Origin of the sequence: Methanolacinia paynteri (assembly GCF_000784355.1) — an archaeon.
GTDB lineage: Archaea > Halobacteriota > Methanomicrobia > Methanomicrobiales > Methanomicrobiaceae > Methanolacinia > Methanolacinia paynteri.
Genome location: NZ_KN360925.1, coordinates 8,326 through 22,615, shown reverse-complemented (window position 1 = coordinate 22,615; position 14,290 = coordinate 8,326). Strand labels below are relative to the sequence as shown.

The 14,290-nt window shown below is 49.7% G+C and carries 13 protein-coding genes and 1 tRNA gene; 4 read left to right on the top strand and 10 right to left on the bottom strand.

Annotated features, from left to right (window positions below; translation table 11 throughout):
* Positions 1-1,437 carry a hypothetical protein gene (locus tag METPAY_RS01930; protein ID WP_048148665.1) on the bottom strand — a complete coding sequence of 479 codons (1,437 nt, stop codon included), beginning with the start codon at positions 1,435-1,437 and terminating at the stop codon, positions 1-3.
* Between the two features lie 208 nt (positions 1,438-1,645).
* Between METPAY_RS01930 and METPAY_RS01925 the strand changes: the two genes are divergently transcribed.
* Together METPAY_RS01925 and METPAY_RS01920 are read left to right on the top strand one after the other, a co-directional pair.
* Positions 1,646-2,425 (top strand): winged helix-turn-helix transcriptional regulator, encoded by a 780-nt coding sequence (locus METPAY_RS01925; RefSeq protein WP_245611496.1) that lies wholly within the window; start codon positions 1,646-1,648, stop codon positions 2,423-2,425.
* Between the two features lie 149 nt (positions 2,426-2,574).
* Complete coding sequence (locus METPAY_RS01920; RefSeq protein WP_048148661.1) at positions 2,575-2,979, top strand: hypothetical protein; 405 nt, start codon at positions 2,575-2,577, stop codon at positions 2,977-2,979.
* Positions 2,980-2,996: 17 nt separating this feature from the next.
* Here METPAY_RS01920 and METPAY_RS01915 read toward each other — a convergent pair whose 3' ends face one another.
* Together METPAY_RS01915 and METPAY_RS01910 are read right to left on the bottom strand one after the other, a co-directional pair.
* Positions 2,997-3,884: a S1 family peptidase gene (locus METPAY_RS01915; protein ID WP_048148659.1), complete on the bottom strand. Its 888-nt coding sequence runs from the start codon at positions 3,882-3,884 to the stop codon at positions 2,997-2,999.
* A 123-nt stretch (positions 3,885-4,007) separates the two neighbouring features.
* Positions 4,008-4,091: transfer RNA gene (locus METPAY_RS01910), tRNA-Ser, on the bottom strand.
* Positions 4,092-4,301: 210 nt separating this feature from the next.
* On the opposite strand from METPAY_RS01910, the gene METPAY_RS01905 reads away from it, so the two are divergent.
* A complete protein-coding gene (locus METPAY_RS01905) occupies positions 4,302-4,505 on the top strand; it encodes a ubiquitin family protein (RefSeq protein ID WP_048148657.1) in 204 nt (67 codons plus the stop codon).
* Between the two features lie 27 nt (positions 4,506-4,532).
* Here METPAY_RS01905 and METPAY_RS01900 read toward each other — a convergent pair whose 3' ends face one another.
* The 4 genes from METPAY_RS01900 to msrA all read right to left on the bottom strand — a co-directional run bounded on the left by METPAY_RS01900 (position 4,533) and on the right by msrA (position 8,513).
* Positions 4,533-5,447, bottom strand: a complete 915-nt coding sequence (locus METPAY_RS01900) for a glycine betaine ABC transporter substrate-binding protein (RefSeq protein WP_048148655.1) — start codon at positions 5,445-5,447, stop codon at positions 4,533-4,535.
* A gap of 141 nt (positions 5,448-5,588) precedes the next feature.
* Entirely contained in the window at positions 5,589-6,443 is an 855-nt protein-coding gene (locus METPAY_RS01895; protein WP_048148653.1) for an ABC transporter permease, read from the bottom strand.
* A 2-nt stretch (positions 6,444-6,445) separates the two neighbouring features.
* The gene (locus tag METPAY_RS01890) at positions 6,446-7,666 is read right to left on the bottom strand and encodes a quaternary amine ABC transporter ATP-binding protein (RefSeq protein ID WP_048148652.1); all 1,221 of its coding nucleotides are present in this window, start codon (positions 7,664-7,666) and stop codon (positions 6,446-6,448) included.
* A 337-nt stretch (positions 7,667-8,003) separates the two neighbouring features.
* Positions 8,004-8,513, bottom strand: a complete 510-nt coding sequence (gene msrA / locus METPAY_RS01885) for a peptide-methionine (S)-S-oxide reductase MsrA (RefSeq protein ID WP_048148650.1) — start codon at positions 8,511-8,513, stop codon at positions 8,004-8,006.
* A 303-nt stretch (positions 8,514-8,816) separates the two neighbouring features.
* Here msrA and METPAY_RS01880 point away from each other — a divergent pair, with 303 nt between their 5' ends.
* Entirely contained in the window at positions 8,817-11,357 is a 2,541-nt protein-coding gene (locus METPAY_RS01880) for a PGF-pre-PGF domain-containing protein (protein WP_169743627.1), read from the top strand.
* Between the two features lie 56 nt (positions 11,358-11,413).
* On the opposite strand, the gene thsA is transcribed toward METPAY_RS01880, so the two are convergent.
* The 3 genes from thsA to METPAY_RS01865 all read right to left on the bottom strand — a co-directional run bounded on the left by thsA (position 11,414) and on the right by METPAY_RS01865 (position 14,261).
* Positions 11,414-13,003: a thermosome subunit alpha gene (gene thsA, locus METPAY_RS01875; RefSeq protein ID WP_048148646.1), complete on the bottom strand. Its 1,590-nt coding sequence runs from the start codon at positions 13,001-13,003 to the stop codon at positions 11,414-11,416.
* Positions 13,004-13,150: 147 nt separating this feature from the next.
* The gene (locus METPAY_RS01870; RefSeq protein ID WP_048148643.1) at positions 13,151-13,621 is read right to left on the bottom strand and encodes a chemotaxis protein CheW; all 471 of its coding nucleotides are present in this window, start codon (positions 13,619-13,621) and stop codon (positions 13,151-13,153) included.
* A 16-nt stretch (positions 13,622-13,637) separates the two neighbouring features.
* Positions 13,638-14,261 carry an orotate phosphoribosyltransferase-like protein gene (locus tag METPAY_RS01865; RefSeq protein ID WP_048148641.1) on the bottom strand — a complete coding sequence of 208 codons (624 nt, stop codon included), beginning with the start codon at positions 14,259-14,261 and terminating at the stop codon, positions 13,638-13,640.
* Positions 14,262-14,290: the final 29 nt, after the last annotated feature.

Here is a 14,290-nt window from a genome sequence, read left to right as displayed (position 1 = left end):
TTATCGTTTCTTATAGATTACAACTGCACAGACAGCGATAACGAAAATCAGCCCTGCCTCGAACATGATGACCGCCGTCGGCACTGTACCCGCGTTGTTTGAAGGTGGACTCTCAGTTGTTATATCCTTTGTCTCCGGGTCGATAGTGAATGATTCGACGAGGAGCGAATCTTTCTCGACTTCCCCGGCCGAATACGTCTTGTCGTATATGTTGATCACGGTGGTTGCCTCTGCCAGGCCGCCGGGGTTCGATATGGTCGCGACGAACTCGCCTGTTCCTGAAGAGGATGTGTTATACTCTGTATTCCAGTTGTTCGGGTCGCCTTCGTTTACCTCTATTCCGGTGATCCGTGTGGCGAATTCGCCTGAATCAGGGACCGAAGAAGGCTCGATCGTGAGAGCCAGCTGCGATCCGGGGTTGAGGTTGGTAGTCCCTGTAAAGTTTACCGTCGAACCGCTGACCGCATCAGGCAGGTAACCGTCCTCAACTCCCGAAATATTGATCCATGGTTCTTCGAGGATCAGCATGAACTGCTGGTAGGGATTATTACCTTCGCTTATCTTAAGATATCCCTCCCCGAAGTAAGTGATTTTCTCTTCGATCTCCGAAAGCTCATCTTCCGTTCCTGTGACGGCGTATATGTTGTACTTGCCTGAAAGAAGTTCCATCGTCTCGTTTGCCGAGAGGAGCTGGTTATTCGAACTTATTTTTCCTCTCTCGTCGGTCCGGAGCATCTTGACCTTTTCATATATGTTGGCTGAACTCGAGGACGACTTCCTGTTTATCCAGACCATAATATTTTTGCCTGCAACTCCGTTTCCTTCGATACTCAGTGATTCACCTTTTGCCAGTTTTCCGTCAGTCTGGACGAGGTCGGGCCTGAAAACAAGGTTCATTCCCGAATTCGGCGTTGTGTATGTGGTCTGGTAGTAGAAGCTGTTCTCCTTCATTTCCGACTGGTCCAGTACCGGCCCCTCCGCCCCGGGTTCGTAGACCTCGACCATCTTCACGTTTCCGGCGGAGTATGATATACGCAGGTTTTTGGCGATCTTGTTCTGATCGTCTCCTCTCTTCCAGACGACAAGAGTATAATCGCCGGGAGCCCGCCAACTGACGGTGGTACTATATCCCCATGTCGGCTTGTCTCCCTGAAAACTCGAATAACTCATACCTCTCGTCTGCTGATTCGGGTCGGGATCGCCCTGCACGTCTTTCACGTCGGAGCAGTACCCTTCGATTATATAGTGCCCGATTACCGCTTCTTCTCCCGGCGAGGCGGTTCCCGTAATCTCCAGTAAGTCGTCCCAGATTATCTGGTCGGGGATCGGGTCTATGGTGAAATTGTCTCCGGCCGCTGCCGGAAGTGCGAGGCAGCAGAGGATAAATACGGAAATTATTGCGATTCCTGTTATTTTTTTATGATATTCGGACCCCATTGTATAGTCACCAGTTGTTAAATGAATCTTTATAGCTTTATGTAAATGATTTCTGTGAGAATTATCGTATTATTGCCTGTCAGGTTTTCGGACTGTTATCGGGCGGACGGTTTCCGTTTTGCATTATTCCTTTGATTCCGGTATATATTGACTCCTCTCACAGAAGATTAATAATAAATGCAGATTAAAAACTCAGATGGTAAGGGCTATGAGAGTAAAAAAGCAGAACCGGATATCAGGAGTCATCTATGCAGCGGCACTGCTCATACTGGTTTCATCCCTGATTTCATCCGCAGGAGCGACATCCATGCAGTATTCCGTCCAGAACTGGGATGAAGCCCCTCCTGTAAGCGAAGAGTCGAAAGCGCCGGTCCCCCTGGACCTGTGGCAGGTCTCCCCCCTCGTACTTGCTGCCGTGACTCTTGCCATGATATCCCCGGTTATGGTCCTTCCAGCTGAGATTATCCTGGGCGGGATAGGTCTTGTTGCCCTGAATTTCCGCCGCGTCGAGGTTAAGACCGTGCTCGATCACGAGCTGAGGAACGGCATATACAGGCATGTCCTTGATAATCCGGGCGTGTGCTTTACGGATATCGAGAAGGGTCTCGATGTCAACAGGGGCACCCTGGATTATCACTTAAAGGTCCTGAGGCGGGAGCACAGGATCGCGGTTTTGACAAAGAACGGGCGGAGTTTCTATTTCGAAAATTCCGGCAGGTATACACGCGAGGAGATGGAGATGCTCGCGATCCTCCGGAACGATACCGAATTCACAATCTGTGAATATCTCCTTGATTCGCCCGGCGCATCAAGGAACGAGATAGTCTCCCTCATAAAAACCACATGTTCGACGGTATCGTGGCACATGAAAAGGCTGACAGATTCCGGGCTTGTCTGTTCGACGAAGGACGGAAGGATTGTCAGCTACCACCTGTCCGGGCCTGCGAAAAGAATTGTCGAGGACATTTCGGGAAGCAGGTGCGTATAGGGATTCATCAGTTTTCCCTCAATTTTTAAGCTCCGGGATACCGATATTCCAACAAATTTTCCTGAAAAGTTCCTCTGACGCCTGCCTTCCGGTATCGGCATTGTTATAATTATCTTAAAATAAGGGGTTTTTACTTAAGCGGGAAGAAAATGAAGATAGAAAGCCGGAATAAGGTTGTTATTGTCGGAATAGTGGCTGTAATTATTGTAGTGGCGACGATTGCGGTCTTATTGTCCTGTATGAATATGTTGCCTGCGACAGGAGTGAAAAATCCGCAGGATAACCCGTCGCTTGACGACCTGAACAAGGCTCTCAGCGATCCGGAGGTCGTCGAATTACTGGGGAACAGGAATCTCACTTCAATCGGTTTTTCGAAGTTCGAAAATTCCCCTACGGAAGAGGATTACACCCAGATAGTCTTTCACCCGGAAGATCCGGACCCTGACGATCGCTTGTTCCCTTCGATGATAGTCGTTCAGGTAAATGCATCCGGGCAGGTTTTCAGTGCCTATGAGACATATCCGGCTTACCGCCAGCTTGCTGTCGGCGAATGATTTTTAATCCCGGAGTATCAATAATCCGCCGTTTGATATTTTATCCCGTTTCTTTCGAGAAACTGGCTGATTGTTACCGGGTGCACGCCTACGCCGAGGTTTATGAACTGGTTCTCCTCGACTTCTTTGCCGTTTCTGTTTATCTTCGGCGAAAAACCGAGGGAGAGGTGTGCGGTGTGGCTCTGAATTCCCCAGATTACGCCGTTGGTGTCGAAGATCGGCCCTCCGCTCTGTCCCCTGAGTCCGGGGGATGATGTCTCGATGAAGAGGTTCTCGAAGCCGTCTTTTGTCTTTTCGCCTTTTAGTGTTCTCGTGGTTATTCCGTCTATGGGGAATAAGGCCATGGGGAACGGGTTGTTTATAAACCGGAAAAATTCCCTGCCGTCTGTTTTGACGAGTTCGGAGTTTATGCTGTTAAACGGGAATCCTAATTTGCATACCGATTTTCCGGGCATTATTTCTGTCGGCTGTTTGAAGACCGGGTATTCGACGGATTCCTGCGGTTTGAAATCTTTTAGTTTTGCTATGGCGATGTCGAGTTGCGTGTTCGAGATCACCCGTTCGACGGTGTATTGATTTTTATCGATGAATGCGACGTCCGAAAAATTGGTGATCCATTTTTCGTCTTTGCTTATCTTCGAGATCTTTTTCCGTTTCTGGTTTTCATTAAGTTTGTCGTCCGAATTTATTTTATCGACTTCCAAATTGTATGCTTCTACGTTCTTTTGATCCTGCTGAAATTTGAATCTCGGAATGAACAGGTGTGCTACGGTTATTATCCATCCTTCATCGTTTAGCAAAACGCAGGCTCCTATCGGGCTTTCCGTTTTCCCCCCTATTGTACTGAAGGAGCATACAACCGGCCATGTAAAATTCATCGCTTTCTGAATTGCCTGTGAAAACATTCTTAGTTGCTAATTGGGACTGATTATATTTATTCGTTGATTTGTACCGGAGAAAGCTAGAAAAATCTCAGATCTGCATAATGGATATAATGAATGAATCTGGTAAAATAAAAAATACAAATACGCCGAGAGGGAGATTTGAACTCCCGAGGTGCGGACACCAGTAGCTTTCGAGGCTACCGCCTTCCCGGACTAGACTATCTCGGCAAATAATAATTTGCTCAAATTACAGTGCACTACGCGTTTCGCATTCTGCTCCCTGCGCAATGCCGGTTCTATATATTGGACATTACAAGAAATAAGCATACCGCTGTAATCTCTGCCCGGTAGAAATTATTGACACACTGTTATATCAAAACCCGATTATAGAATTAAGGTAGAAACCGGGAGAGGACCGGGCTGGAGCTGGTGAGAAAGATGAAGTGCAGAGTCCATTTCAAAAGGGAATCGAAAGATATCGAATACGAATTTTACGAAGGCGAAAAACTCTCTGAGATGCTTCTCTCCTTCGGCCTCATCCCCGACACCGTAATAATCCTTTTAGACAGCCGCCCCGTTCCCGAGGACGAATACATAGCCGAAGCCGAATACGTTATAATGGAAACAGCTTCGAGAGGCTAAAAAAAATTCTAAAAATTAATTAAAGTTTCAGGAGATCCAGCCGTTCACGGTGTTCTCGTTCGCCTCGATCCATGCAGCCGCAGCCTCGTCCTCCGAAGCTCCGCCCTCGATATCGAGCATCACAGACGACATATCGTCCGCAGTCCAGTTGAAGTTCTGAAGAATCGCGTAGACTTCCGGCTTGTCCTCTTTCAGTCCCTGTCTTGCAAGGGTTGCGATATACTCGTCGCCCCCGTAAACTTCTTTCGGGTCATCGAGGTACTTGAGATCATATCTTGAAAACATCCAGTGCGGGGTCCACCCGGTAACCACGATCCAGTCCTCGTCCTTGTAGGCCTTCGCAAGCTCTGCGGTCATTCCCGCACTGCTGCTCGAAAGAAGAGTGTAATCGAGGCTGTATTCGTCAATCGCCTCCTCTGTATTCTGCATGATTCCCGCACCCGGCTCGATACCGGTGATCGTGCTGTCAAACTGATCCGCGACACCATTCAGCTCTTCGATCGAATCGATGGTGACATACGTCGGGACCACAAGGCCGATCTTCGTTCCTTCCATGTTCCTTCCGACGAGATCGATGTCGTTACCGTATGTGTCCCAGTAGTTTGCCTGGGTCGAAGGAAGCCATGCGGAGACCGAACAGTCCACATCTCCGTCGGCAAGCGCCTGGTAAAGCGGCCCTGCATCCACTGCATAGAGCTCGACATCGTATCCGGCCTTCTCGAACGCCTGCTTCAACACGTTCGTGCTTGCAATCTCGGAATCCCAGAGTACGTAACCAATGCTCACTTCACCCTTGCTCTCTGTTCCCGTCGTTGGAGTGGGCGTAGTCGCAGTTGTCTGTTCTCCGGTCTGTCCCGTATCGTTTCCCGTACACCCTGCAAAGAGCGTAAAAGCGAACAATACCAAAATTATAAGTCCTATTGCTTTAAATTTACCAGTCATAACCAGTCCTCGTTTGTTTTCGGCATAGAAAGGATGGACGTCCTTAAAATATGCCTGAAAATGTCACAAAAAGGAAAAATTGTCCTTTTTAAAAATTATCTTTTTGACCTTATAAAAATGTATGGGTTTTCCTGTTTATCTTCAGGCCGTTGTTTTGATCAGGTTCTGGGAGAGCCTGTCGAGTATAATCGCGATGATCACGATGGCAAGTCCTGCCTCGAAACCCATCCCTATATCGACCCTCTGGATTCCGGTAAGGACGTTCAGGCCGAGACCCCCGGCGGCAATCATCGAGGCGATGACCGTCATCGACAGGGCAAGCATAATGCACTGGTTCACGCCCGCCATGATCGTCGGCATTGCTACCGGAAGCTGGACCTTGATAAGTTTCTGGTTTGGTGTCGCACCGAAAGAATCCGCCACTTCGTTCAGCTCTTTCGGGATCTGCCTGATTCCGAGATTCGTCAGCCTTATTGCAGGCGGCATCGCGAATATGACCGTTGCGATCATGCCGGGAACATCCCCGAGCCCGAAGAAGATTACGGCGGGGATCAGGTAGACGAAAGACGGCATCGTCTGCATGAAATCCAGGAAAGGCCGTAGCATGCTGTCGAATGCATCGCTTCTCGATGCGGCGATCCCAGTCGGAATCGCGATCAGAAGAGCGACGAAAGTCGACGAGATGACGAGGGCAAGAGTCTCCATCGATTCAGGCCAGAGACGAAGGTTCTGGATTAAAAGAAGCCCTGCCGCGATAAGAACCGGCATCTTCCAGTCTTTGTTCGATACATACCAGCCCGCCGCCGCAAGGATGAGTATGATGATGAAAGAGGGTATGAAGAGCAGAAGGTCCTTGATTGCGGATATGAAAACGTCAAGAACAAAACTTATCGCGTCGAGAAGCCACCCGAAGTAAGTGTCGATCCAGTCGACGATGTACTCAACCGCCTCGCCCAGTGGAATCTTCGGAAAGATCGCATATGAATCGCCTGCCATCTTCAGACCTCCATCCTCGAAAGGGCGGCGAGAACCGATCCCTTGATGATTATTCCCTTTATTTTTTGTTCGTCATCGAGGACCGGGATAGGTATTCCCGACTCCGCCACCAGGGGGATGATCTCCGTGACCGGTGTGTCGGGGCTGACGGACGGGATATCCCGTTTGATTATGCCTTCGAGACCGAGGCCGCTTTTTTTCGCCTCAGTCGCATCGTCGACAAGCACGAGCCCTTCATATATCCTGTGCTTCGAGACCGCGAATACGCTCGATATCCCGTATTCCTCCATCAGGTGAAGGGCATTGTTCGGACCGGACGAGACTGAAACAAGCGGCTCGGGCCTCTTCATCACATCCTTTGCCGAGAGCACTTTTGCCATGTCGACATCTTCGACGAACTTTTCGACGTATTTCGTCTCGGGGTTAGTAAGGATATCCTCGGCGGTTCCCACCTGCACTATGCCCCCGTCCTTCATAAGCGCTATCCTGTCGCCGAGCTTCAGCGCCTCGTCAAGGTCGTGGCTCACGAAAATTATTGTCTTGTTCACCCTGTCCTGCAGGTCGAGAAGTTCGTCCTGCATCTCCCTTCTTATCATGGGATCGAGGGCACTGAACGCTTCGTCCATCAGGAGAATGTCGCAGTCACCCGCAAGAGCTCTTGCAAGTCCGACACGCTGCTGCATTCCGCCGGAAAGCTCGGAGGGCATGCTGTTTTCGTAGCCTTCAAGCCCTACGAGACTTATCGCCTTTTCGGCCTTCTGGTGCCTCTCTTCAATTGGAATTCCCTGGATTTCGAGCGGGAACGCGACGTTGTCGAGAACAGTCCTGTGAGGGAGAAGTGCAAAACCCTGGAAGATCATCCCGATCTTGTTTCTCCGGAACTCCCGGAGCTCTTCCTCGTTCATCTCCCGGATGTTCTCCCCGTCCACGAGGATTTCACCTGATGTCGGCTCGACAAGGCGGTTTAAGCACCTTAAAAGTGTCGATTTGCCGCATCCCGAAAGCCCCATGAGGACGAAGATCTCGCCTTCATATACCTCGAACGAGACATTGTTGAGCGCAATGTTCTGCTGCGTCGCTTCCATGATCTCTTTCTTCGATCTTCCTTCCTCCAGCATTTCGAGCGCCGCTTCAGGCCTCGGGCCGAATATTTTTACAAGGTTCCGGGCTTCGACCTTGACTTTCTTGTTATCTCCTATGTTATCTTCTTTCGGTATGTCCATATCGTATCACCAAAGCCCCCCGGTGGTTTTGTTACATTTCAATATCTTTTTCATCTTTGGTAACTGTTTGCAATTCCCGATATAATTGGAATATTTGTAAAAACGGATTCTATAATTTAATATTTTTACAATTTGATAAAATAAATGCATCTAAAAATGCGAATATAAATTGTGATTTAATCCTGTTTTTAGAATTATGCCGGAAGAAGTTCTTTAATCGAAGATTAAGGTGGCATATGAAAATATTTTTGGTTATGGGGGGAGAACCGGGCTTAATATTTTTTATTATAAATGTCCTGACCTGTGGGCAACCCGGGAAGGGTTTTTTCCGGCTGTTTTACTCCCTCTTCCCGAGATCCACCCGGCACTCCGGGTTTACACCCTGGTTTCTTATCTTGAAGAGATACTTCTGGTGGTATTCCTCCGCCTCCCAGAACTTCCCGAGAGGGACTACCTCGGTGACGATCTCTTTTCCACCGAACCTGCTTTCATCTTCGAGCTCCCTTACGAAATTCTCCGCCTCGTTCTTCTGGAGTTCGTCCCTGCAGAAGATCGCAGACCTGTACTGCGTCCCGACATCGGGCCCCTGTTTGTTGAGCGTCGTCGGGTCGTGCATATTGAAGAATTCTTTAAGGAGGTCCCTGTATGATACGGCTTCGGGTGCGAATGTGACCTCAACTGCTTCCGCGTGCCCGGTATTTCCTGTGCAAACGTCCTCGTAACACGGGTTGTCGAGTTTCCCGCCCGTATACCCTACACGGGTCCTGATTACTCCCCTAACCTTCCCGAAGGCCTCTTCGACGTGCCAGAAGCATCCTCCGGCAAACACTGCTGTCTCCTCTGACATAATACCCAATGGGGGGATTCTGTTTTATCAAGGTATTGGTCGTTCGAAGGAGGCGGAATCATATTTCATCATAGAGTTGGTGGAGTTAAAAATTGATAACAAAAAGACAACTTTTAAAAACGTTTTAAGATTTAGTATTAATAAAACCTGGGATGTCATGCAGATCGGTTCTCTCCTCCTGTCATGATACAGTTTTCCGGGGGTTGTATTGTGCCTGAATTTCTACATGTTCGTTTTCTTCAGCCGGAAATATCAGTCGTACATGGGAAAATACATTTAAGGGCCGTTTCTTTAAAGCGGACTGTGTTTCTGGTCTTTCCTGCTTTCCTTGTATTTCTGTTGTTGACGTCGATGCCCGTATCGGCCGAAGTATGGACGCTGAATACAACAGACTCGATCGAGGCTAATATCTCGCTTGCATCTCCGGGAGACACTCTTATCCTGAATCCGGGAACATATCATCAGTACAATATCACCGTTTCAAAGAACGTCACAATAAAGTCAAATCTCTCCGCGGGGGGGAGTGCGGGGAACACGATAATCGATGCGATGGGTTCAGGCAGGATATTTTATGATAACACTACGGCCGGCCATACGCTCACAATCGAGGGTCTGGCACTGACGAACGGAAGCGTTTCTGACGACGAAGGCGGAGCGATCTGCACGATCAACGGCAGTGTCGAGATCTCGTCTTCGGTCATAACCAACTGTTCGGCGCTGACTTTGGGAAATGGCGGTGCGATCTACTCGTCAAGCGGCAACGTTATCGCAACGTCCTGCACGTTTACTAACTGCTCGTCGAATACCGGGGGTGCAATATGTGCTGCGGTCGTTAATGCGACGTCATGCAGTTTTACACGGTGCGGATCATCGGTCTGCCTGGGCGGTGCAATCTCATCGGATGACGTGACCGCGATATCGTGCAGTTTCACCGGCTGTTTTGCATGGTCCGGCGGGGGGATCTTTTCCGATGCGGTAACGGTCCGGTCTTGTAATTTCACAGACTGTGCTGTAAGTACTTACACCGGCAGTGATTCTAAGGTTCACCTTGGTATAGGCGGCGGGATATCCTCACTGGACGCGACCGCAGAGTCCTGTAATTTCATCAATTGCACTTCTGATTGCGACGGCGGCGGAATATATTCTAACACCACTACCGTTATCTCCAGTACTTTCACCGGTTGTAAGGCGGTCTATGACGGTGGCGGGATCTCTTCCCTCGATGCGACAGTAACCTCCTGTACCTTCACCGGCTGTTATGGCACGGGCGGCTATAGTTATGGCGGGGGCATCTGCTCCAACTATGATGCCGGGGGTACTTTCCTGATCTCCTCCTCTTCCTTTACCGGTTGCCGGGCAAGTGCCGGTGGTGCAGTGTATTCGGAATTATCCACTGTCACCGTTACTTCATGCACTTTTACCAATTGCAGGGGAATCGATTCCGGCGGTGCGATCTTATCAATGGACAACAATTATCTTACTATCAGCTCCTGCACCTTTACCGGCTGTTCGGCGTTGAATTATGCCGGAGCAATCCTTTCGGATACTGATTATACAACCTATGCCACAATCACGTCCTCCGACTTCACGAACTGTTCGGCAGAAAAAATGTTTGGGGGTGTAATCTATGCCAATTACAGTATTTCCGCTATTCAATATTGCAGGATATATGACTGCAATGCCGGGACAGCGGTTGTGATGGAGGACGGAACCATGGATGCAGAGAATAACTGGTGGGGAACGAACTCGGACCCGTCCGGTTACACGAAGGCGTTAAGCGGAGGACCGGTCGATGTTTCCCCGTGGCTTGTTCTCGGTGTCTCCTCTTCGCCTTCGTCGATAACAGCAGGCGGCTCATCCACCGTCATTGCGGACCTGACCCGAAATTCGGCGGACGAAGATACCTCTTCAGGTGGATATGTTCCGGACGGAATCCCGGTTACGTTCAGCCTTTCTGGCGGTCCGGGAAGCCTTTCGTCACTTTCAGGTGTCACTGCATCGGGTATTTCATCGACAACGTATTCGTCGTCATCCGCCGGAACGGCGACAGTCGCCGCGACTGTAGACGTGCAGACGTTTAACTGCACGGTACTGGTAAACTCCGGAGGGGGATCATCGTCCGGCGGGAACGGAGGGTCTAACACCGATACAGGCACAGGTTTCGCTGAAGACCTGAAGGCAGGTGAAAACGTCTCGCTGGAGATGAACAAAGGTGCGGTTTACAGGGTGGCTCTAACCGCAGAAACGGATATTGAAAAACTTATGATAACGGTCCGAAAAGACAGTTATGTCCCGTCTTCTGTCGGAGAACCCGATACGGATGTCTACGAGTACGAGGAAGTAGCTCTCTACTATGCGGATGAATCTGATCTCTCCGATCTGACGTTTTACTTCAAGGTAAAGAAGAGCTGGCCGGCATCGAACGGATATGGTTACGGAGATGTCGTGATGCTGCGTTTCAACGAAGAAACGGATGAATGGGAGGAACTTACTACAACGTTCACCGGTGAAGACGGGACGTACTATTATTACAGTGCCGAAACTCCGTCATTCTCGTGGTTTGCAATTGCCATATTCGAGGATGCGACCATAATCCCGGAGGGAAAAGAGACTGAGATCGCTACGCAGGCCGCAACATTTGTAAATACCCCCCCATCTTCAATCGCAACAGCTGCGTCTACAACTTCACCCGGCAATTCTTCTATTGCCGAAGGGGGGAAATCCCTGACTTCGCTTGCCATCCCGCCACTTGCCGTTATCCTGGTAATAATAGCCGTTATTGGGCTTGTAAGCCGCAAAAAGAAGGATGAATATCCAGGATGGTGGGATCACGGGCGGAGATGAATCTGCCTGAAAAATATCTGTTTTAATTTGAAATAAACTAAAAAAATAGATTGAAATTATCTGTTCATCTGGGCGGCCGACTTTGAAACCATCATGTCGTCTACCCTGATGAGAAGTGCCGCAGTCTCTGCCGCACTCTGGATTGCCTGTCTCTTTACACGCATCGGCTCTATTACGCCTTCGTCATACATGTTCACGATCTTTCCGGTGAACACGTTTATTCCTGCGTATTTCTCTCCGTTCGCATGCGCCGACTTCAGGTCTACGAGGATGTCGATCGGATCGAGTCCCGAGTTCTCCGCAAGGGTGTTCGGTATCGCCTCGAAGATGTTTGCGAACGCATCGATTGCAAGCTGTGTCCTTCCGCCGACCGTAGCCGCATACGAGCGGAGGCCGAGGCAGAGTTCAGCGTCGATTGCTCCGGCGCCGACAACATACTTCCCGTCCTCAAGTGCATCCATCACGACACGAGCTGCATCATAGGCCGCACGCTCGAGTTCGTCGACGAAGATCTGGTTGGAGCCCTTCAGGAGGATCGTGACGATCTTCCCGTTTTTGCACCCGGTAAACTTCGTCGCCTTGATATCTTTCATCTCCTCGACGCTCTCGGCGTTTCCGAAGACCGATTCGTCGAGATCCTTTACCGAGTTGACGATCGTTCCGTGAAGTGCACGGGAGAAAGACTTCATGTCCTTCTCGGGTACGTCCTGAATTGCAAGGATTCCTGCATGGGAAAGGTGGTACTGGACTGCGTCGGCGATTCCCTTCTGGCAGAGAACCACATTTGCACCGGATGCAACGATCAGATCTGCATACTCCTTCAGCTTCGCCTTCTCGCTGTCCGAAAATGCTTCCATCTGCTCGGAGGTTGTGATCTTGATCTTCGACTTCGTCTCGGTCTTCTTTATCTCAAGAGGCTGGGCGAGAAGTGCGACCTTTGCGTTCGTGACCTTCTTCGGCATTCCCTCGTCGCAGCGTGTCTTGTCGATCATAAACCCGGAGAGAAGCTCAGCCTCTTCGAGACTGTCGCCTACGACCGTCTTGATCTTTACATCGTCCTCGTCGACTGTGTATTTCCCGTTCTCGTCCTTTTCTGCAACAGCGAGCACGGCATCGACAACGATCGAGGAGATCTTCTCCTTCATCATCTCGATCGACTTGCCTGTAACGGCCGTGTTTGCAACCTTTACAAGAAGTTCCTTGTCCTCTCCTTTGGACTCGATCGCGTTTTCGTTAAGAATTTCGAGTGCCTTCTCCATTGCAAGAGTGTAACCGTTTGCAACAACGGTCGGGTGGATTTTCTTTGCAAAGAGTCTTTCCGCCTCTTCCATGAGTTCGCCGATGAGAATACAGGATGTCGTAGTGCCGTCTCCTACCTCGTCGTCCTGGGCCTCTGCAACCGAGATCATCATCTTAGCTGCAGGGTGCTCTACCGAAATCTCATGAAGAATAGTTGCACCGTCGTTTGTGATTACCACATCTCCCGACGGGGATACGAGCATCTTGTCCATTCCGCGGGGACCGAGGGTCGTGCGGACAGCACTTGCAATGGCTTTGCAGGCCATGATATTCGAGTGCTGCGCCTCCCTTCCGCTTGTAACGTCGACATTATCGCGTAAAATTATAATGGGCTGTCCAGCTAACATATTACATACTCCTATGTGATCTGCCATAAATGTGGTTTTGAAGTTCTATATATAGCATTCGATCTATATCCATTCATGTTGCAGTTATTAAAAAAGTTTTCTCCCCGGATTATAGCGATCCGGGTTCTTTCTGATCATCGCCGCATCTTACAGGTTTTCGATATTTAAACCGGCAAGAATCAGGTTCATATCAAGCCAGATTATGAGATCCGTCTTGCCTGCTGCGCCCGAGTCTTCTGTCTTCTCTTTGATTATGCCCTTGACAAACGCTTCCTTTGAAAAAGAGTTGTCCATACTCTCGATATTTTCTTCCTCGACCTGGATGACGCTGCGGACATTGTCGACGATGATGCCTACATTCGATCCGCCTGACGCATCGGGCATGAGAACGATTATCTTCTGGGTCTCTTCGTTCTCGTGCTCGGGAAGATTTAGTATCCTGTTCAGGTTGAGAATGTTTGTAATCTCACCCCTGAGGTTGATAATGCCCGCTATATGTGGTGGAGCCCTCGGAACTGGTGTAATAGGCATCATCTCCACGATCTCTCTTGCGAGATGAATATCCAGTGCGTAAAGCGTTCCTCCTATCTCAAAAACAACAACATCTATTAATGCCATTTTCGTATCCTCCTGATTAGTCGATCCTTTCGACCTTAACCAGCGAATAGAGCGGAACACCGCCGATCTCTTTCAGTCCTCTCTTGTCGAAGAGTACTAAAATCCCCACAGGCTCCCCTCCGTGCTTACGGATATATTCTATTGCCTCTGTAATTGTATTTCCGGTGGTAACAACATCGTCCACGATCAGGCACGATCTGTTAGAGACGCCCGCAAAACTGCTGTTGAGCGATCCCGAGGGGCTGTCGCCCTGTGCATGCTTCTTCGGGTGGTACATCGCGAACATCGCACCTTCGTTTCCCGCGATAAGGGTCGCAAGTGGAATTCCGGAATGTGCGATGCCTATGACTACATCCGGAAATCCGCTGCCTTCCTCTTCTGAAAGTCCCGCTTGTTCGCGTGCAAAATAAAATCTCTGCGCCATCATCGATGCGGCAAGGCAGAGGTTGTTCGAATCGCAGCTTATACTCGACCAGTCTATGAGTACGTCCCTGGGCACGTCTCCTCCGCTCTTTTCCCTGGTCAGGAGCCATGTCACAGTCTCTGCGGAGAGGCTGAGCTCATCCGAGATCTGGCTGGTGCTCCGGCCCTCCGAGTGGAGAAGCCTGGCTTTGTTGATGAGTTCGTCAAGGGATGACATAAAAATAGAATCAGCCTGCGATCACTTAA